20 protein-coding genes and 1 tRNA gene are annotated in these 19,861 nt (G+C 55.2%); all 21 read right to left on the minus strand.

Annotated features, from left to right (window positions below; translation table 11 throughout):
- Positions 1 to 54: 54 nt before the first annotated feature.
- The 21 genes from ACHZBS_RS07165 to ACHZBS_RS07265 all read right to left on the minus strand — a co-directional run bounded on the left by ACHZBS_RS07165 (position 55) and on the right by ACHZBS_RS07265 (position 19,802).
- Positions 55 to 873: an MBL fold metallo-hydrolase gene (locus tag ACHZBS_RS07165; RefSeq protein WP_319405818.1), complete on the minus strand. Its 819-nt coding sequence runs from the start codon at positions 871 to 873 to the stop codon at positions 55 to 57.
- Positions 874 to 875: 2 nt separating this feature from the next.
- Positions 876 to 1,334, minus strand: a complete 459-nt coding sequence (gene dut, locus ACHZBS_RS07170; RefSeq protein ID WP_319405819.1) for a dUTP diphosphatase — start codon at positions 1,332 to 1,334, stop codon at positions 876 to 878.
- 74 nt (positions 1,335 to 1,408) lie between these two features.
- On the minus strand, positions 1,409 to 2,674 hold the full coding sequence (locus ACHZBS_RS07175) for a pitrilysin family protein (RefSeq protein WP_319405820.1): 1,266 nt from the start codon (positions 2,672 to 2,674) through the stop codon (positions 1,409 to 1,411).
- Positions 2,655 to 4,754 (minus strand): polyribonucleotide nucleotidyltransferase, encoded by a 2,100-nt coding sequence (pnp, locus tag ACHZBS_RS07180; RefSeq protein WP_319405821.1) that lies wholly within the window; start codon positions 4,752 to 4,754, stop codon positions 2,655 to 2,657. The genes ACHZBS_RS07175 and pnp overlap by 20 nt, the downstream gene beginning before the upstream one ends.
- 207 nt (positions 4,755 to 4,961) lie before the next feature.
- Positions 4,962 to 5,231, minus strand: coding sequence for a 30S ribosomal protein S15 (rpsO, locus tag ACHZBS_RS07185; protein WP_319405822.1), 270 nt, complete (start codon positions 5,229 to 5,231; stop codon positions 4,962 to 4,964).
- Positions 5,232 to 5,357: 126 nt separating this feature from the next.
- Positions 5,358 to 6,275: a tRNA pseudouridine(55) synthase TruB gene (truB, locus tag ACHZBS_RS07190; protein WP_319405823.1), complete on the minus strand. Its 918-nt coding sequence runs from the start codon at positions 6,273 to 6,275 to the stop codon at positions 5,358 to 5,360.
- On the minus strand, positions 6,260 to 7,255 hold the full coding sequence (locus ACHZBS_RS07195; protein WP_319405824.1) for a DHH family phosphoesterase: 996 nt from the start codon (positions 7,253 to 7,255) through the stop codon (positions 6,260 to 6,262). The genes truB and ACHZBS_RS07195 overlap by 16 nt, the downstream gene beginning before the upstream one ends.
- On the minus strand, positions 7,218 to 7,604 hold the full coding sequence (gene rbfA, locus ACHZBS_RS07200; RefSeq protein ID WP_319405825.1) for a 30S ribosome-binding factor RbfA: 387 nt from the start codon (positions 7,602 to 7,604) through the stop codon (positions 7,218 to 7,220). Before rbfA ends, ACHZBS_RS07195 begins: the two co-directional genes overlap by 38 nt.
- Positions 7,605 to 7,670: 66 nt before the next feature.
- Positions 7,671 to 7,958: a DUF503 domain-containing protein gene (locus ACHZBS_RS07205; protein WP_319405826.1), complete on the minus strand. Its 288-nt coding sequence runs from the start codon at positions 7,956 to 7,958 to the stop codon at positions 7,671 to 7,673.
- A 9-nt stretch (positions 7,959 to 7,967) separates the two neighbouring features.
- On the minus strand, positions 7,968 to 10,745 hold the full coding sequence (gene infB / locus ACHZBS_RS07210) for a translation initiation factor IF-2 (protein WP_319405827.1): 2,778 nt from the start codon (positions 10,743 to 10,745) through the stop codon (positions 7,968 to 7,970).
- A gap of 66 nt (positions 10,746 to 10,811) precedes the next feature.
- Positions 10,812 to 12,212 (minus strand): transcription termination factor NusA, encoded by a 1,401-nt coding sequence (gene nusA / locus ACHZBS_RS07215; protein WP_319405828.1) that lies wholly within the window; start codon positions 12,210 to 12,212, stop codon positions 10,812 to 10,814.
- Positions 12,212 to 12,835 carry a ribosome maturation factor RimP gene (gene rimP, locus ACHZBS_RS07220; RefSeq protein WP_319405829.1) on the minus strand — a complete coding sequence of 208 codons (624 nt, stop codon included), beginning with the start codon at positions 12,833 to 12,835 and terminating at the stop codon, positions 12,212 to 12,214. Before rimP ends, nusA begins: the two co-directional genes overlap by 1 nt.
- An 85-nt stretch (positions 12,836 to 12,920) precedes the next feature.
- Positions 12,921 to 12,996: transfer RNA gene (locus ACHZBS_RS07225), tRNA-Gly, on the minus strand.
- A 132-nt stretch (positions 12,997 to 13,128) separates the two neighbouring features.
- Positions 13,129 to 13,497, minus strand: coding sequence for a MerR family transcriptional regulator (locus ACHZBS_RS07230; RefSeq protein ID WP_319405830.1), 369 nt, complete (start codon positions 13,495 to 13,497; stop codon positions 13,129 to 13,131).
- Positions 13,498 to 13,543: 46 nt separating this feature from the next.
- Positions 13,544 to 15,958, minus strand: a complete 2,415-nt coding sequence (pheT, locus tag ACHZBS_RS07235; protein WP_319405831.1) for a phenylalanine--tRNA ligase subunit beta — start codon at positions 15,956 to 15,958, stop codon at positions 13,544 to 13,546.
- Positions 15,959 to 15,976: 18 nt separating this feature from the next.
- Positions 15,977 to 16,984, minus strand: coding sequence for a phenylalanine--tRNA ligase subunit alpha (pheS, locus tag ACHZBS_RS07240; protein ID WP_324292398.1), 1,008 nt, complete (start codon positions 16,982 to 16,984; stop codon positions 15,977 to 15,979).
- Positions 16,985 to 17,134: 150 nt separating this feature from the next.
- On the minus strand, positions 17,135 to 17,485 hold the full coding sequence (rplT, locus tag ACHZBS_RS07245) for a 50S ribosomal protein L20 (RefSeq protein WP_324292399.1): 351 nt from the start codon (positions 17,483 to 17,485) through the stop codon (positions 17,135 to 17,137).
- Positions 17,486 to 17,592: 107 nt separating this feature from the next.
- Positions 17,593 to 17,790, minus strand: coding sequence for a 50S ribosomal protein L35 (rpmI, locus tag ACHZBS_RS07250; protein WP_319405832.1), 198 nt, complete (start codon positions 17,788 to 17,790; stop codon positions 17,593 to 17,595).
- A gap of 177 nt (positions 17,791 to 17,967) precedes the next feature.
- Positions 17,968 to 18,510: a translation initiation factor IF-3 gene (gene infC / locus ACHZBS_RS07255; RefSeq protein ID WP_319405833.1), complete on the minus strand. Its 543-nt coding sequence runs from the start codon at positions 18,508 to 18,510 to the stop codon at positions 17,968 to 17,970.
- A gap of 207 nt (positions 18,511 to 18,717) precedes the next feature.
- Complete coding sequence (locus ACHZBS_RS07260) at positions 18,718 to 19,251, minus strand: nucleoside deaminase (protein WP_319405834.1); 534 nt, start codon at positions 19,249 to 19,251, stop codon at positions 18,718 to 18,720.
- Positions 19,248 to 19,802: a type I restriction enzyme HsdR N-terminal domain-containing protein gene (locus ACHZBS_RS07265; RefSeq protein WP_319405835.1), complete on the minus strand. Its 555-nt coding sequence runs from the start codon at positions 19,800 to 19,802 to the stop codon at positions 19,248 to 19,250. The genes ACHZBS_RS07260 and ACHZBS_RS07265 overlap by 4 nt, the downstream gene beginning before the upstream one ends.
- Between the last annotated feature and the right edge of the window lie 59 nt (positions 19,803 to 19,861).

The following is a 19,861-nucleotide window of genomic DNA, read 5'->3' on the forward strand; positions in this document are numbered from 1 at the left end:
ACAAGGTAAAGCACCCATTTGCACCATTGCACGAGGAGCTTTAATCTGAGGGTGCTAACCGAGGGTCAGCACACGGCTGCCTTCCGCTTGGGAGGCCACATGGAGTTTGACGCTGGCACCGTTAAGAGCGGTCATCATCACCCGCCTGGCTTTTTCCGGGGTATTGTTCTCCTCACTCAAGTGGGCCAGGATCACATGGGCCAACCGGTCATGCTGGAGCGATTCCAAGAGCAGGGCGGCGGCGTCATTCGAAAGGTGGCCGCTTCGGCCGCGGATGCGTTGTTTCAGAGGCCAGGGATAGGGTCCGTCGATCAACATCTGGGGATCATGGTTGGCTTCAAGAATAAGGATGTCACAGGCCTTCAGGTGTGTTTTCACCACTCCGCTGGCGATTCCCAGATCGGTGGCCACGCCCACTTTGGCACCATTGCCTGAAATGGTGAAGCCCGCCGGGTCTTCGGCGTCGTGTGAAATGGAAAAAGGGTGGATGTCCAGACTGCCGATGGCAAAAGCATGCCCGCATGAGAAGGGAACGACCTCGGGAAGTTTGCCCAACGCTTTCCCCGATGCCTGCCGGGTTCCATCATTGATGTAGACCGTCAAGCCAAAACGCCTGGAGAGGACCCCCACGCCATGGATGTGGTCGGCATGCTCGTGGGAAACAAGGATGGCATCCAGGTTGTTGGAATCCAGGCCTTTACAGGCCATCCTCCGCTGAATCTCTACCCCGGACAGGCCCGCATCGATTAAAATGGCGGTTCGGCCATCGGATATGTAGGTGGCGTTTCCCCGGCTGCCGCTGGCCAGAACACAGACCGACAGACGGCGACCAGTGCCTTCGGCCGACACCCCGATTTCAGACGAATCTGCCATTTTCATCGGCCCGTGTGCCCAAAGCCGCCGACGCTGCGGTCGGTATCATCGAGTTGCTTAACCACATTGATCCGGGCCTGACAGACCTGCTGGATAACCATCTGAGCGATGCGGTCACCCCGTTTGAGTGTCACCGGTTCCTGTCCCAGGTTGATCAGGGCGATCTTAACTTCTCCCCGGTAGTCGGCGTCGATGGTTCCGGGTGCATTGATGATACTGATGCCGTGTTTGACCGCTAATCCGCTGCGGGGTCGGATCTGGGCTTCGAACCCGGTGGGAAGGGCCATGGCAAACCCGGTGGGTACCAGGCTGATGTGGCCTGGTGCCAAAACTAGATCATGGTCCACGGCGGCACAGATGTCCATGCCGGAACTCTGGGCGGTCATGTAACGGGGCAGCGGAATATCCTGATTTTTATCAGGGTCCAGCCTGAGGAAATCGATGGATGGTGGAGCGTGCATAGGAGATATTCGCAGGCAGTTGTTCGGGTTCGGTTAAAAACAGGCTGTCGTTGTCTACCGGCGTTTCGGAACCCCTACAGAGCCAGTCTTCCGGAAAGGTCGGTCCGGTCAACACCCGGCCCCAGCATGGTTAGGGCCGCATCGCCGCTATTCCACAGATCTTCGGCCAGTGAAAGCAGTTCGGAAGCCGTAACGGCATCAATGTTGTCGATCACCGATTCAATGGGAATGACCCGTCCGAAACAGTATTCGTTCTGGGCCAATCGGACCATCTGGTTGTCCGGGCTTTCCGCGGCCATGAGAAGGTTGCCCTTGGTAAACTCCTTGGCATCCCTTAACGCATCGTCAGAGACCGGCTCACGTTTCAGCCTACGAAACTGGTCCATAATCAAATCGACGCTGGCATCGAGGTCCGGGGGGGCAACCGCTGTGTAGACACCGAACATTCCGGTATCGGCAAAAGATGTTAAAAAGGAATAGATGGAATAGGCCAGTCCCCGCTCTTCGCGAATGATCTGAAAAAGCCGGGAACTCATGTTCCCCCCGAAAATGGTGTTGAGCAGGGAAGCGGCAAATCGGCGGGAATCGTCCACCGACACCCCGTTCATACCGAGGCAGATATGCGACTGCTCAAGATCCCGATGCTTCCGGATGATGCCGCACCCGGTTGCCGGCACACTCCGGGGTGCAAACCCGTTACCGGCAGCGATTGAGGAAAAAACAGGTTCCACCTTTTCCACAAATCGATCGTGATCCACATTGCCCGCAACGGAGACAATGATCCGGTCGGGCTGGTAGAGCCGCTTGAAAAACGCCTTGATGGTCTGGCTGTCAAACCCCAGAATGTTTTCCCGGGAACCGAGGATGGAGCGTCCCAGCGGATGGCCGCCCCAGAAAGCGGGACCCATCATGGTGTGGACCCATTCCTCGGGGCTGTCCTCGACCATGCCGATCTCCTGGACAATTACCGGTCGTTCCCGCGCGACTTCTCTTTCATCGAAAACCGAATTCAGGAAAATGTCGGAGAGGATATCCACCATGGTTTCCAGTTGGGAATCCAGCACCCGCGCATGGTAGCAGGTATGTTCCATGGAGGTGAAGGCGTTGGTCTGACCGCCGATGGCATCAAATTCCTTGGCGATCTGAAAAGCGGTGCGCCTGACCGTGCCCTTGAAGATCATGTGCTCGATGAAATGAGACAGCCCGCTCTCGGCCTCGGATTCGTCACGGGATCCCACATGAACCCAGACCCCCATGGAAACGGATCGTACGTGGGGCATGGTCATGGAAACGACGCGAACGCCGTTATCCAGGATGGTTTTATTGACCGTCGGATTCACGCTCATCTTCCAGAACGGCCTTGTGGCTGAGCCGGATCTTGCCGTCCTTGGAAATTTCAAGGACTTTGACTTTAAGGATATCCCCCTCTTTGACCACGTCGGTCACCTTGCCAACCCGGTGGGCGGCCAACTGGCTGATGTGCACCAGTCCATCGGTGCCGGGAACAATCTGGACGAAAGCCCCGAAATCGGTGGTCTTGACCACTTTTCCCTCGTATATGGCACCCACTTCAGGCTCCATGGTCAGCGTTTCCACTTGCAGCCGGGCGGCCTCGCCATCTTCTGCCGATGTAGCGGCAATCTTCACCAGGCCACTGTCGTCGATCTCGATCTTGGTGTTGGTTTCGCTCTGAATGGCCCGGATCACCTTGCCTCCGGGGCCGATGATGTCGCGAATTTTGTCCGGGTTGATCTTGATCGAAATAATCTTCGGTGCAAAGGGAGAAATTTCCTCACGGGGAGCGGCTAATGCCTGGAGCATTTTGTCCAGTATGTGCAGCCGGCCCGCCTTCGCCTGATCCAGCGCACGCTTCATGATATCCCGGGAAAGTTCGTGGATCTTGATGTCCATCTGAAGGGCCGTGATGCCTTCGGCGGTGCCGGTCACCTTGAAGTCCATATCACCGGTGTGATCTTCGTCACCCAAGATATCGGAAAGGATCACCACCTGGTCACCCTCTTTCACCAGCCCCATGGCAATGCCCGACACGGGTGCTTTGATCGGCACGCCGCCGTCCATCATCGCCAGTATCCCTGAACAGACGGTTCCCATGGACGAAGAGCCGTTGGATTCCAGCACCTCGGAAACGATGCGGATCGTATAGTCGAAATCCTCTTTATCCGGAAGTACCCGTTCTATGGCCCGTGTGGAGAGGCCGCCATGACCGATGTCCCGCCGGCTGGGGGACCCCACCCGCTTGACCTCCCCCACCGAGTAGGGAGGAAAGTTGTAGTGAAGCATAAAGGGACGGTTCTCCTCACCACTGAGGGTTTCCACCCGTTGTTCGTCACCACCCGCACCCAGGGTCAGGATTCCGAGCACCTGGGTCTCGCCTCGAGTGAACAGCGCGCTGCCGTGGGGTCGGGGCAGCACACCCACTTCGCAGGTGATGGGTCGGATTTCGTCAAACCGCCGGTTATCGATACGACGGCCCTCTTTGAGAATCATGTCCCGGCAAATCTGCTTCTGGAGGTCGCCAAGAACGGAGCTGATCTCCTCGCGCCGATCCGCCATCTCCTCGCCCAACGATTCGATAATTTGCGACTTGACCGTTCGCACGGCCTCGTAACGCTTCATCTTCTCAGGGATGATCAGGGCCTCATGCAACGGTACAGAGGCCTTTTCCCGCAACATCTCCACCAGCGTCGGATCTTTTTCAGGCGGAATAAAGATCCGCTTGGCCTTGCCGATTTTCGCTTTGAGCTGCTCCTGGATCTCGATGATGGGTTGAATGGCCTGGTGGCCGAAGAAAATGGCCTCCAGCATATCCGCTTCACTGACCACATCGCCGCCGCCTTCAACCATGACCACACCCGTGCGGGAACCGGCAATCATGATGTTGACATCGCTTTCCGCCATCTGGGAAAGGGTGGGATTGGCCACAAATTGACCGTCGATGCGTCCCACACGAACACTGGCAATAGGTCCGGCAAAGGGGATATCCGAGATTTCAAGCGCCGCCGATGCGCCCACCATGGCCAGCATATCGGAATCATTCTCCTGATCCATGGAAAGCACCGTGGCAATAACCTGGGTCTCAAACCGGTACTCCTTGGGAAACAGCGGCCGAATGGGGCGATCGATCAGACGGGCGGTGAGCGTTTCCTTCTCGCTGGGACGTCCGATCTCTCTTCGAAAGTAATTGCCCGGAATTCGGCCGGCCGCATAGATCTTTTCCTGATATTCTACGGAAAGGGGCAGGAAATCGACATCTCTCTCGTTAGTAGCGGAAACCGCCGTTACCAGAACCACCGTATCGCCGTATTGAACCACAACGGATCCGGAAGCCTGTTTGGCGACCTTGCCGGCCTGGATGCTCAGGGACTTGCCCCCGACATCCGCTTTGAATGTATATTCCATTAGAATTCTTTCTCCTGATAATATTCCGGCAGCGGATAAAACACCGACCGTTGCCTGTAAAGTTGCCGTTGGTCAGGCCTGTGGCCAGACGCCAAGCCACACAAGATATACCGATTCCCCTCGGCAACAGCCGAACTGTGGGTGGCTGCATCCGTTAAAACCGGCAACAGGTGTCCGGCAACTGTCCGTTGCCGTTGTCGAATCACCTTAGCGCCGCAACCCAAGGGCTTCGATAATAGAACGGTAGCGCTGAACGTCATTGCCCTTGACGTAATTGAGCAGTCGGCGACGCTTGCCAACCAGCATCAGTAATCCCCGACGGGAGTGGTGATCCTTTTTGTGTACTTTCAGATGCTCGGTCAGATAAGAAATCCGATGGGTAAGCAAACCGATCTGGACTTCCGGAGAACCCGTATCGGAGTCGTGCTGTTTGTATTTTTCAATGAGTTCTTTTTTAGTTTCCGCTGTATACGCCAATGTTCCGTCCTCCTTAAAATGGTTACTGACTAACGTTTTGCTTTTCATCTGGGTTTCAACCGGACGGCCGCATCATGACCGGCGGTTTTTAAAATCAGTTAAAATCACTATACAATCTTGTTATTATCACCTTTGCGCCGAAAAAACACAACAATAATTATAGCTGGCCGTTGCCGATGATTCAGCCAGAACAGCAATCAGACGGCCGTTTGGGTCCACCACCTTAAACACGCCCTGTTCAGACGCCCGCGGTGGAATCGGAAGGTCTGCTTCCAAAAGCTTAGTGCCATTGAGGATCCTTTTGGCCAGCATATCATCAACCACCGCAGCAGGCATGAATGGCAGCGCTTCATTCATGGGGATCACCGTTTCGCCCAGCCGACCTTGCCCACTGAATTCCGCCAGCTTCTCCAAGCTGAAGGCCGCATCGATGGAAAAGCCGCAACTGGCTGTTCGGCAAAGAGCCTTGAGATGCCCACCACAGCCCAGTTCTCGACCGATGTCAGCACATAGGGTACGGACATAGGTACCGGATGAACAGGACACCGAGAACCGAACCGTCGGCAGGTTCACATCGAGAAGCTCCAAATGGTTAATCCGTATCGGCCGAGCCGGCTTTTCCACGGGCACCCCCCGACGGGCCAATTTGTAAAGCGGTGTCCCCTGGTGTTTCAGGGCCGAGTAGATCGGAGGAACCTGGGTGATTGCGCCCACAAACCGCGCCGCCATTTCCCGGACCTGTTCCTCTGATATACCCTCCAGTGGAAGCCGTTCAATGACGGTTCCTGTCGCATCCTGAGTGTCGGTCGCTGTACCCAGGACCAGCTCCGCCTCGTAAACCTTGTCACCCTTGAGGAAAAACCGGGAAAGCCGGGTAGCCTGGTTGATGCAACAGATCAGGACACCGGTAGCAAAGGGATCCAGCGTCCCGGTATGGCCGACTTTATTAACCCCGAAAATGCCCTTGACCCGGGCGACAACGCCAGCGGATGAAATCCCCTTGGGTTTGTCGACCAGGAGAATCCCATTTAGTTCAGGTGGCATGTCCCCCTAATACCTTCGGACAGGCTGTATATCGTCTTCTTCAGTTCTGCAAGGCTGGACTCCACGGAAAATCCGGCGGCTCCGGCATGGCCGCCTCCGCCGAAATCCAATGCAATGCGGGAAACATCCACACTGCCGTCCGAGCGCAGACTCACGTGGAATCGTTTTCGGCTCCTCGACTCGCCATTTCCATTTTCCAGCTCATGGATAAGGGCGGCGACCTTCACATCCTGAATCCGTCGGGCATAGTTGATCAGGCCATCCGCATCCTCAGGCTGGGTGCCGGTATCTGACAGCATCTCCCGGGTAACCGTCATGATGGAGATGTGCCCGTTGCTGGATATCTCGATGGAATCCAAAGCCAGGTTGAGCAGTTTGATCCGTCCCAGGGAATAGGTGCCGTATACATGCCGGGCCACTGCGGACGGATTCACGCCAATAGCAACCATGGCTTCGCAGATGGAAAAGGCCGCCCGGTTGGTGTTGGAAAACCGGAAAGAACCGGTATCCGTCAGAATGCCGGTATAAATCGCCGTGGCCATCTCTACATCCAATTCCAGATCCATGGCCTGAATCAACCGATAGATAATTTCTGACGTGGCACAGGCATTCACATCCACCAGATGGTATTGCCCGAATCGGGTGTTGGTCGTGTGATGATCGATGTTGACGATGGCGGGTATGGTGGTGATGGCATCAACGGCCGATCCAACACGGTCAAGGCCCCCGCAGTCCAGTATCACCGCCGTATCGAAGCATCCCACATCCGTCAGCTGCCTCTGGATGCTGTCCACCGACGGGAGGAACCGGTATACGGCGGGAATAGCGCTCTCATTGTAGCGTGTCACCTCGCACCCTACCCGTTCCAGTGCAATACCCATGGCCAGCAGTGAGCCGATGGCATCGCCGTCCGGCTTGGCGTGGGATGCCACCAGAACACGGCTACTGTTCGTCAGTTGTTGGATTATTTTTTTCATCATTGGTTTGCAGGGATTTAAGGACCCGGTTGATATGAGCCCCATAGTCAAACGACGCATCGTAAAAAAATTTCAAGTCCGGCATGTATCGTAGACCAAGTTCTCTGGCCAGTTCCCGCTTGATAAACCCTTTGGCACTCTCAAAACCCGCCAAGAGAGCCTGTTCATCATGCGCACCACCGGGAGCGGTAAAGTAAACCTTGGCAATCCGCAGGTCTCGGCTCATGGTCACCCCGGAAATAGTGGCCTGGGCCAGGCGCGGGTCGTTCACGCCCTTTCGAATCAGACCGGCCAATACTTTCTGTACTTGTCCGCCGACCCTTTCCGCTCGATTGAATGATCTGGCTGCCACGTTGGTCTCACATTCGATCCGGTCACCGAATCATCATTTGCCGGTAAGACGGGGTGGGGTTGACGGTCACAGGGAAATGATTTCCAGCTGGGTGTCGATCATTTCCGCAAGCCCCAGGTCTTCGGCAAAGTTGAATAGTTTATCCAGTTTCGCATTGATCATGCGACGGTCGCTGCCTACCAGACTGATACCAATTACCGCCCGCTGATAAATGTCATTGTCCGCCACCTCGGCCACCGAGGCGTTAAAGTGGTTTCGGATGCGGGCAACAATAGCCTTGACGACCTTGCGTTTTTCCTTCAAGGAGTTGCACTGATGGATTCTGAAAACGATGTGTCCGACACCTACAACCATTGTGGTTCATCACTCCACTTCCGGTCGAATCTCTTCCATGTAGTAGCTCTCGATCACGTCACCGACCTTGATATCATTAAAATTTTCAATGCCGATGCCGCATTCATAGCCGGTCAGAACTTCTTTCACATCATCCTTGAACCGGCGCAAGCTATTGTTTTTGCCTTCGTAGGTGATAATTCCGTCCCGGACCAGCCGCATGAGCTGTCCCCGTTGGATCTTGCCGTCGGTCACATAACAACCGGCAATGGTGCCGATCTTGGGCACATGGAAGGTCTGGCGAACTTCGGCGCGGCCAAGCACCCGTTCCTCGAAAGTGGACTCCATCATGCCCACAATGGCATCCTTGACCTCCTTGATGACATTGTAGATGATATTGTGGAAGCGCATATCCACGTTCTCTTCAGCGGCCAGTTCCTGGACTTTGACGTTGGGCCGGACGTTGAAGCCGATAATAATGGCATTCGAGACTGCGGCCAGGGAAATATCCGACTCGGTGATGGTGCCAGTGGCTGCGTGGACCACGTTGATGCTCACCTCTTCGTTGGAAAGCTTGACCAAGGAGTCTCTCAACGCTTCGATGGAGCCGTCTACGTCCGCCTTGATGATCAGGTTCAGGTCCTTGACCTCACCCTTCTGCATCTTTTCGAATAGCCCTTCCAGGCTCAACCGATTCGTCTTGGCCAGTTCCTTGGAGCGCTGTTTCTGGGTTCGGTGCTGACTCACCTGGCGCGCATCCTTCTCGTCTGCCAGTGCTACCAGTTCATCTCCGGCCATGGGTACGCCGGAAAGGCCCACGATCTCCACCGGCATGGACGGACCGGCAGATTCAACGGTACGGCCCAAATCGTCCTGGAGCACACGGATTTTTCCATAGTGCATCCCGCAGACGATGGAGTCACCGGCACGGAGGGTGCCCTCCTGCACCAGGACGGTAGCCACAGGCCCGCGCCCTGAATCCAGTTTAGCCTCGACCACATGGCCGCTGGCCAGCTTGTCCGGATTGGCCTTGAGTTCCAGTATTTCCGCCTGAAGCAAAATCATTTCAAGCAATTCGTCGATCCCGGTATTCTTTTTAGCCGACACCATGACAAAAATAGCATCACCGCCCCAGGCTTCCGACATCAGACCGTGTTCGCTGAGTTCGCGCTGAACCCGGTCCGGATCGGCATCCGGTTTGTCCATCTTGTTGATGGCCACGATAATCGGCACCCCGGAGGCCTTGGAGTGATTGATCGCCTCGACGGTTTGGGGCATCACGCCGTCGTCGGCGGCAACCACGAGCACGACGATATCGGTCACCTTGGCACCGCGAGAACGCATAGCTGAAAAAGCCTCATGGCCCGGAGTGTCGAGAAAAGCGATAACACCCTTTTCGGTCTCGACATGATAAGCGCCGATATGCTGGGTAATACCGCCCGCTTCCCCTTCGGTCACACGGGTTTTGCGGATCACGTCAAGCAATGATGTCTTGCCATGGTCCACGTGGCCCATAATGGTGACGACAGGAGGTCTGGATACTAGCTTTGAGGGGTCATCCGCTTCGGTTTTCTTCAGAATCACGTCTTCTTCAAAAGACGCCCTTTCCACCTCGTAGTCGAATTCACCGGCCACCAGGACCGCCGTATCATAGTCGATAGTCTGGTTCACCGTGGCCATCACCCCCATTCCCATGAGTTTGACGATCATTTCGCTGGCCTTGATGCCCATGCGTTTGGCCAGTTCCGACAGCACGATGGTCTCATCCACTTTCACTCGCCGTTTGATGGCCTTGGCAGTAGTAATCTGGGTTTTCTGGCCGGCCGGCATGGCTCGAAGCTTGCTGCCCTTTCGGGCCTTCCGCCCCCGCATTTTACCGCTGTACAAGGCTGCGCCCTCAACGATCTCCTTTTTTCGGAAACCGCCTTTCTTTTTGGCAAACCGGATATCATCGGTTTCGTCATCTTTTTTCCGCCACCCTTTCTTTTTCTTGTCCTTGGCAGAAACGGGTGCATCGATGATTTCAGGTTTCGGGGAAGGGGGCTGCAATGGCGGTCCCGTCGAAGCAATCCGCGTTACAGGAGCCGCTGAAAGTTTGGGTTTGGTCGGCAGTTTGATGATTTTGGCCGGTGTTTCTTTCTTGCCTTTTTTGGCCTTTGCCACAGGTACTTTGGGAGGTTCTTCGGCAACCGGTGCCACGGGAAGGGCTTCATCGACGGCCGGATCACCATCGGTCGTGCCGGCAGGGGGGGCTGCCGCATCAGTGATCGGTGTCCTTTCGTCGGTGATTTGGGCATCCGGTTCCGGTGAACCGGTTGCATCCGGTTCGATCGCATCGGTGGCAGGCATCGCCTCCACCGGCTCAGGTTCCGAGGCTGCCGGCGGTGTCCCGGGTGTTTGGGTTTTTGGCCTGGCAATGATTTTTGCGGATTGGGCGGGCTTGCGCTTTTTCACCAAAGGCTTCTTTTCCGGCGGTGTTTTCACTTCATCCGCTGCCGGCGCCGTTTCTACCTTCTCAACCGGAGGAGATTCCGGTTCTATCGCCGAAGCGGGCGCAGCCTCAGGAATCTCCGGTTCCGGGGGTAAGACAACCTTGCGCCGCCGGATCACGGTGGGACGTACCCGTTTTTCCTCGAGTTGATCGTCCTTTTCGCCGAAAAGCACCGATTTGACCTTTGCCACCACATCTTCGTCCAGAGAACTCATATGGCTGTTGACGTCGATATCAAGGTCCCGGATCTTGTCCAAGAGTTCCCTGTTCGTCATGTTAAGATCTCTGGCAAATTCATATACTCTGATTTTTGCCATCCATTCCCCCCCCAAATCTAGTTATAAGCAGTTTTTGCTCTGTTGCCGTATCCGCATCCTGATCCGCTACTGCTCCTCTTCCAAGGCTCCGGCGCCGAAAATCGCCCCCTCGTTCGATTCATTCACTGGCGTTTCAGCCGTCCCCGAATCGTCTTCCGCTTCCGCCCGGGTCGCTTCCTCAGCGGCGCGAACCGCCTCCTCCAAACGCCGGGATTCAGCCGCCTTGGCAGCCTCGATGGCATAATGCCGCGCATTTTCTATTAACACCAGGGCCTTTTCCTGTCCTATGCCACGGATTTCGATCAACTCTTCAACTGCGGATTCGGCCAGCTCTTCTGCAGAATAAATCCCCTTTTCGAAGAAGGCATCAGCCAGACTGCTCCCGACGCCGGGAATGTTAACCAGTGATTCGTAACCGATCTTCATCATTTCATCGTATTTGGACTCTGAGTTGACGTCCAGATGCCAGCCGGTAAGCTTGGAGGCCAGCCGAACGTTCTGGCCCCGTTTGCCGATGGCAACGGAAAGAAATTCATCGGGGACGATGACCTCCATGGCGTTATTTTCTTCATCGATGATCACCCTGGAGATTTCCGCAGGCGCCAGGGCGTTGCATACATATTTGGCTGCATCCACGTGCCAGGTGATAATGTCAATCTTCTCACCCCGAAGTTCCTGCACCACATTTTGCACCCGGCTGCCCTTCATGCCCACGCAGGCCCCCACCGGATCGATGTCTGAATCATTGGAAGAAACGGCAAACTTGGCCCGAACGCCCGGCTCCCTTGCAGCACCTTTGACCTCCACGATACCCTCGCTGATCTCGGGCACTTCGGTTTTAAACAGGTTGATCAGCAGATCAGGATGGGTTCGCGAAAGCACGATTTGAGGGCCGCGGGTATCATAGAGCACGTCGAATATCAGAGCCCGGATCCGGTCTCCCCGACGGTAATTTTCCCTGGGAATCTGTTCCCGCGTTGGGAGTATGGCTTCGGTATTTCCCAAGTTGACAATGATATTGCCCCGGTCCACCCGCTGGACGATGCCGTTGATCACTTCACCCTTGCGGTCAATGTAGCTGGAGTAAACCGCATCCCGCTCTGCATCTTTCATCTTCTGGATAATTACCTGTTTGGCGGATTGTGCAGCAATCCGGCCGAAGCTCGATGTGTCCATTTTTGTGCCGAGGCTGTCGCCAGGTTCACAATCGGGGTCTAGCTTGCGCCCTTCGGCCAAGCTGATCTGCAGGTCCGGCTCGGTCACTTCCGCCACCACCTCTTTAAATTGGAAGACCTCGATCTCACCCGTGTCGGGACTATACTGCGCCTCGATGTCGACCTTGCTGCCGAATTTCTTTCTGGCAGCAGACCGCAACGCCTCTTCTAGGGCGCGGATCAGAATTTCCACATCGATGCCCTTGTCCCGGCTTACCTGTTCCACCACACGTTTGATATCTGCTATAAACATCAGCGTTCTCCATTAAAATTGATCAGCCGCGCCCGTGAAATATCCTTAAAATTCAGACTGACAGTCTCGTTATCCACCTGCAATTGGACCCTTTCATCAATCACCCCGGCCAGCACACCGGTAAAATTTTGACGACCTTTCACGGCAGCGGTGAGTCGAATTTTTGCCCGATGGCCCTTAAAGCGAATAAAATCATTGAGCTTTCCCACCGGCCGGTCAAGGCCGGGCGATGATACCTCCAGGCGATACGGCGGTGCATCTTGCGCATGTACATCCAATAGATCTTCCAACTGGCGGCTGATGTTGACGCAGTCGTCCAGTGTCACTCCTCCGGGCTTATCCAGATAAAGACGCAATGTCAATCCGCCCGGCTCGCGCTGGTACTCCACATGAACCAATTCCATACCTTCGTCAATACACAGGGGCTCGGCCAGACGCGAAACCGAATCGACAAATGCCCGCTGTCGTTTCAGGATCTCCGGATCCGGTTGACGGGGCGCCGCCGACGCTCTACCTTCTTGTTTTCGCTTTCCGGTACGCCTGGCCATATTCTCACCGAACAAAAAAACAAAAACGGGCGAACAGCCCGTTTCCATGTTCAAACCGATAATGGATGCCTTCACTTACCAGTCCATAAAACCACGTCGGGCGGGGAAACCGCCCTTGTTCCAGCAACCACACCCGGAACAGACGAAAACGGACTTGAAATGGAGCGGGCAACGAGATTCGAACTCGCGACACCAAGCTTGGGAAGCTTGTACTCTACCAACTGAGCTATGCCCGCTCACCAAGAAACACTAAATAAGGCAAAATAGATGTTATGTCAATATCTTTCTATCTACCCCCCGTACACTGCAGCAGCAGAACGTGTCCTATGACGAGGCAGCAATCGGCAAATCAGGCAGACAGAAGGAAATTAGCGCCGGTGGCCGTCGATTAGTTCCCGGATACGAATCAACTCCTCCCTGATCTCGGCAATATCCGGTACGTTGACAACCGGCACCGGTTCCGGTATCGGGCCGGGTTTCTTCTTCAAATGTTGCCGGGCACCTTCAATGGTGAATTTTCTATGATACAGCAGGTGTTTGATTCTTAACACCAGCGCTACATCCTGCTTGCGGTAGAGACGCTGCCCCGCATCAGTGCGCTTGGGCTTGATCTGCTTGAATTCGGTCTCCCAGAACCGCAGCACATAGGGCGCAACACCGGCGATATCACTGACTTCACCGATCTTGAAGTAAAACTTGTCGGGAATTTCGACCGCGCCGTAAGCCTCTTCTTTCATCGGGGTTATCCATATTAGGTGACACGCTGCCGGCGGATTGAGGTGGTCAGACCGGCAAGGCTGCACCAAATTCGGTAATCAAGCGATGCGTGAGATGGTGATGAATCTCATTGACGGTTTCGTCCTCCAGGGTTCGTTCGGCGGACCGATAGACCACCCGGAAAGATACACTCTTTTTCCCCGCCGGTATGGGATCTCCGGCAAACACATCAAACAGGTACAGGTCCTCAACCAGTTTTTCGCCGAATTGAGCCACCGTATTCAGCAGGACCCCGGATTCAATTGTCTGATCGACAATAACGGTGATATCCCGGGTCGTGGAGGGGAACCGGGGTATGGGTGTCATCTGCTTGGAATCGGATGCCAGTCGACCGATAGCTTCCAGGTCCAGCTCGAAAATAAACGCCGGCTGCTTGAGGCTGTATGTGTTCACCACCTCGGAATCCACTTCTCCCACGATTCCCAGCACCCGCCCGTCGTGAAAGATCTGTGCGGCGTGACCCGCTCGAGTGTAGGGACATTGGCCATCGGGCACGGCAGAAAACGACAGTGAGGGGATCCCCAGGGCAAGAGCCAATCCTTGCACGGTCCCCTTGATATCAAAGAAATCGCAGGCGGTTTCCCGGGTGTGCCAAGCGGCTGTTGCACGCCGACCGGTCCAGAGACCCACGAGCATCTCCTTTTCCAAAGGAAGGAGTACATCCGACTGGGGCAGAAAAACTTTTCCGATTTCAAACAAGCGCAGGCTGTTCTGTTGCCGGGCAATATTGCGCTGAGCCGCTTCCAGGATGCCGGGAACCAAAGTGGTCCGCATCACCGACTGCTCCTCGGAAATGGGGTTGAGCAGGGCAATATGGTGGCGTCGGGAATCATCGGCATCCAATTGAATCCGGTCGCAGGAATCAGCGCTGATGAAGCTGTAGTTGACAGCCTCCGAAAATCCAAATCCACAAAGAATATCCCTAACCTGATTTCTCCTGACCATCATTGAGGAAGGGGTCGTGCCTTGAGCCGGCAGCACGGGAAAGGTGGTGGGAATCTGGTTGTAGCCGGAAAGCCGGGCCACTTCTTCCATGAGATCCTGGGGACGGGTGATGTCCACCCGAAAAGAAGGCACCCGCACCTCAAGCGCGTCCCTACCCTTGTCCTGGACCTTGAATTCAATACTTTCCAGAAGGGCGGCCATGCGATCACGATCCAAATCGGTGCCTAAAAGGTCATTGGTGCCCCGCACACGAAGGGAGAGCACCAGGGTGCCCGATTTTCTGCAATCCTCATCGATAACACCATCAACCAGCCGGCCTCGCCCCAACTCGGCCATAAGGCTGGCAGCGCGGTTCAGGGCGAAAAGGGTGCCGTCCGGGTCCACGCCCCGCTCAAACCGGTGGGAAGCATCGGTATTGAGCCCAAGGGCTTTGGATGTCTTGCGGATACTGATCGGATCAAAACAGGCACTTTCGATGAGCACACGGGTCGTGGAGTCTTCGATTTCCGAGTTCAGTCCGCCCATGACACCTCCGACGGCCACCGGTTTTTCACCGTCGCAGATCATGAGCATCTGGTCTGATAGCCGTCGCGCCTTTTGATCCAGTGTGGTAAACGGTTCCTGGTCTGCAGCCGTTCGGACCACGATACGATGGCCGGCCAGGTGGTCAAAATCGAAGGCATGCAGGGGCTGCCCGGTTTCCAGCATCACGAAATTGGTTACATCGACAAGATTGTTGATGGGCCGCACCCCCACCGAACGCAGCCGGTCCTGGAGCCAGTAAGGAGACGGCGCCACGGTAATGCCTTCCAGCAGGCGGGCGGCATACCGGGGGCAATGATCCGGCGCTTCGATGGTGACCGAGGTCAGAGCGCCGATATCGCCTTTTGCGTCAGGCAGGCTGAATACCGGAGGATTCATCTTAACGCCTTGGATGGCGGCAATTTCACGCGCCACACCCATCATACTCAGGCAATCGGGTCGGTTGGGCGTCAAACCGATCTCAAGGGCGTAGTCGAAAAGATTCAGGGCCGTTTTCAAGGAAAGGCCTGGCTGAAAATCCCCCTCCAGCAACATCAGACCGGAACCGTCCAGACCCAGACCCAATTCAATCTCGCTGCACAGCATACCCTCCGAGGTTTCGCCCCGAATAACGGTCTTGGCCAACAAGGTGCCGTCGGGCAGCCGGGTTCCTACACGGGCCAGGGGAGCCCTTACCCCCGCCGCCGCATTGGGTGCCCCGCAAACAATCGGCACGATGCCGGTACCATCATCGACCCGACACAGTTTAAGCCGATCGGCATTGGGGTGGGGCAGAACCTCTACCACCTGTCCGACGACCACCGTTTCCAAGTGCGCATAGCGATCTTCAACGGCCTCCACTTCCAATCCTGCCATGGTCAGCGCATCGGCGAGATCCGAGACCGCCATATCGATGGGCACATATTCTTTCAGCCAGCTTAGACTTACTTTCATGGGTTGGGAAACACTCCGTTAAAATTGACACAGGAATCGGTAGTCATTATCGAAATAGCGCCGAATATCATCGATGCCGTATTTAAGCATGGCAATACGCTCCACACCCATTCCGAAAGCAAAACCGGTGTATCGGCTGGTGTCATAGCCGATATTTTCAAACACCGCCGGATGGACCATGCCCGAACCCAGGATCTCCAGCCATCCGGTTTGAGAACAGATACGACACCCTTTCCCCCGACAAATCACGCATCGGATATCCACTTCGGCACTGGGTTCGGTGAAGGGAAAGAAGCTGGGTCGAAACCGCAAGGTGGTCTGGTCATCGAACATCTGGTGAATAAACGCGGTCAGGGTTCCCTTGAGATCGGCAAAGGAAACATGGCGATCCACCAGCAGCCCTTCCACCTGATGAAACATCGGCGTATGGGTCAGGTCGGAATCGCACCGGTAGACCTTGCCCGGAGCGATAATGCGAACCGGCGGAGGCTGATTTTCCATCACCCGTGGCTGTGTGGGTGAAGTGTGAGTTCGAAGCACAACATTGTCCGACACGTAAAAGGTATCCTGCATATCCCGGGCAGGATGATTTCTGGGAATATTGAGGGCCTCGAAATTGTAATAGTCGGTCTCCACCTCCGGGCCTTCGACCACATCGAAGCCCATATGTGAAAAGATACTGCAAATACGGTTGGTGATCTGAGTAATGGGGTGAAGCGATCCTTTTTCCGGCACCCGACCCGGCAGGGAAACATCGATGCGGTCCCCTGCCGTTTTGGGCGCTTGGGATAGATGGGTCAACGTATTCTTGAACTCACCTTCCAGGGAACGCTTAATCTCATTGGCCCGTTTGCCTGCCTGGGGCCGTTCCTCGACGGGAAGACTGGAGATGTTTCTCAAATAGTGGGTGATGCGTCCCTTCCGGCCGAGGTACTGGATAGAGAGATCGTTTACCGCATCAACATCGGTCGCCGATGCCAGCGCTTCCATGGCGTCCGCATATATCCGTTCTAATGTATTTTCCACGATCGTCGCTCTGTCTTTATATGGATTGTCGCCGTCCCCCGGTCCCGCCGGGGCGGGACGAGGAATACGGTCATTTTCGCGGTTCAGATAAGGGGGGGCAGCGGGAGGATACCGATGCGTGCGGCATTTGCCGCGACAGGTCAACCCGGCTTAACCCTGCTGTGACGCCAGCGCGGCAATCTGGGCAAATCCAGAGGGATCGGATATTGCAAGATCGGCAAGCACCTTCCGATCAAGGTTCACATCGGCCTTTTTTAGACCGCTGATGAGCCGGCTGTAAGAAAGGTCGTTCATACGCGCCGCTGCATTGATGCGGGCAATCCACAGTCGACGGAACTGGCGCTTTCGCTGTTTTCGATCCCGATAGGCATAATTGAGAGCCCTGTCTACTGTGTCGGCTGCGGTTCGAAACAGTTTGCTGTGCCCGCCACGAAATCCTTTGGCCAGCTTTAATACTTTTTGACGGCGTCTTCTCGCTTTGAATCCTCTTTTAATTCGCATGATCTCATCTCCTTGCTAACAGGACCACCGTGCCACCCGCACCCGAATCGTACCGTCAGATGCCGCCATCGGTGAAACCTGCCTTAGTAATTCTTATTTTCCGTCGATCACCCGTTGGGCAAAAGGAGTCGGACTTCTCTCATGTCGCTCTTTTTGATCAACTGCATCTTCTTCAGGGAGCGCTTACGTTTCCGGGACTTGGTGGTCAGGATGTGACTGTGGTGAGACTTTGAAAATGTGTATTGGCCGGACCCAGTTTTCTTGAACCGTTTTGCGGCCGCCCGGTTGGTTTTTATTTTCGGCATTGTTTCTCTCCTTGAACAAAAAATTGATCATCATTCTGAATTTTTAAATCGGACGGAAACCGCATTTCAAAAACCGATGGCGTGAACGAAAAACATGCGTTCACGCCAACGGTTGAAATGGTCTGTTTCTTTTCCTGCGGGCCATGATCCGAGCCAGAAGGCCGGTGCCGCAACCCGTCATTGTCCTGTCGACACGACCTGGGATCGGGGAGCCAGGACCATCATCATCGTCCGCCCTTCAAACTTGGGATATTGCTCTACGACAGCGACCTCTTCAAGCTCTGTGGCAATTTGCTGCAACAGGGCTCTGCCACGGTCTGAAAGCGTAATTTCCCGACCACGGAACATCACAGTGACCTTGACCTTGTCCTTGCGGTCAAGAAATTTGCGAATGTGGCCCATTTTCGTCTCGAGATCATGCTCTCCGGTTTTGGGTCGGACCTTGATCTCCTTGAGCTGAAAAGTGGTCTGCTTTTTTTTGGCCTCTTGCTGTTTTTTGGTCTGCTCATACTTGAACCGGCCGTAATCCATGATCTTGCATACCGGCGGTTTCGCGTTGGGCGAAATTTCGACAAGATCCAGACCATAATCATTAGCTTTGGCCAACGCCTGATGAATCGGAAGTACGCCGACCTGGTTTCCCTCCGGGTCAATCAAGCGGACTTCCCTCACCCGGATACCCTGATTGATCCGCGTGGTATCGGGCGGCCTCCTGTCCATCTGTCTATTTCTGGGACCAGCTATGCTTCCACCTCCTGAAGCCCTATATGTTCGATTTTCTCTACCCTGCCAACCATTGGCAGGCCAATGGATCCCCTCCACGTCGATCGCCAGTGGGTGACCCGATACTCGATACTAAACTTTAGTCCAATATATGACACCACCGGCAAATGCAAGAAAAAAAATGAAAAGCCTTGCTAAAACCGGTCAAGGAGAAACCGGCTGATTCAAGGTATAACGGCTCAACAGACTGTCGGCCCAGTAAGGGTTTCCGGAATCGGCGAAGAACTGCTGGAACAGTGCCAGGCTGTCTTTTCTCATGACACCGGAGATTACCGTCAATTGGGCATTCCGGTAAAGCGGCGGCAACCCGGATCGGTCGCATCCGGTTCCGCCCCCCATCACATCTTCATAGGCGTAGACGATTCTGACGATGCCGCTGAGCAGGATGGCGGAAAAACACATGAGACAAGGTTCCATCGTGCAGTATAGGGTCAGCGTCGAACGATCGACATCCGGCATATCGCCGGAAAGATTGCGCAAGGCATTGATTTCAGCGTGGTCGATCTCATTTCCCGATCCAGCTGCCGTGCCGGTTCGGTGACCCCGGGCAACCACGTTATCGCCGTCTGCAATCACACACCCCACGGGAAATTCACCGTCCACCAGGGCCGTTTGGGCCAGACCCAGGGCCGCGGTCATAAACACGGCGTCTTTTTCCGATGCCGTCTCAGGGTTCATGCGATCCTGCAGGCGGTATCGTCACAGGGACAGCCGCCGTCAATTTCAAATGCGTAGACGATCCTCGCTTCCATTTCCGCACGCTTTAATGAAATGGGTGAAAATTTACCTCGCGCCACCTGCTGCACCAGTTTTTCCCGAGCGGGAACCCGATCGAAGCCCGATCCCGCCAATTTGCCGGTCTCGCCGTCGAGAATATCCGCCTCCTCACCATTGGTCACCACCACTACCGGGATCTGGTAGGGTGCCACCAGCCGCGAGATGGCCAGCGCCGGCCGATAACGGGTCACCAAAGAACCCGGCCCGTATTTAATAACCATTGCCGTGCGATCGTCAACCGTTACCGTAAAGTCCAGGTTCAGACTCCCCTTCCGGTTCCCGGCGGCAACTATCATTGGGCGTCGGGGATGGATATCCGCCTTGTCATATCCTTTGTCGGTCACCAGGAAACGGGCAATCTTCTGGCGATAGCGCTCGTCATGGGTATCCGCCAGCAATTCACCGGTGATGAAATCGCCAAGCGTCCCCAATATAAGATGATGCCCCCCCATAGTCCATCCTCCCGTCACCAAGATACCACTTTACAAAGCCTTTTGTCTGTGAATAGATA

It is taken from the genome of uncultured Desulfosarcina sp. (assembly GCF_963664155.2).
Lineage (GTDB): Bacteria > Desulfobacterota > Desulfobacteria > Desulfobacterales > Desulfosarcinaceae > Desulfosarcina.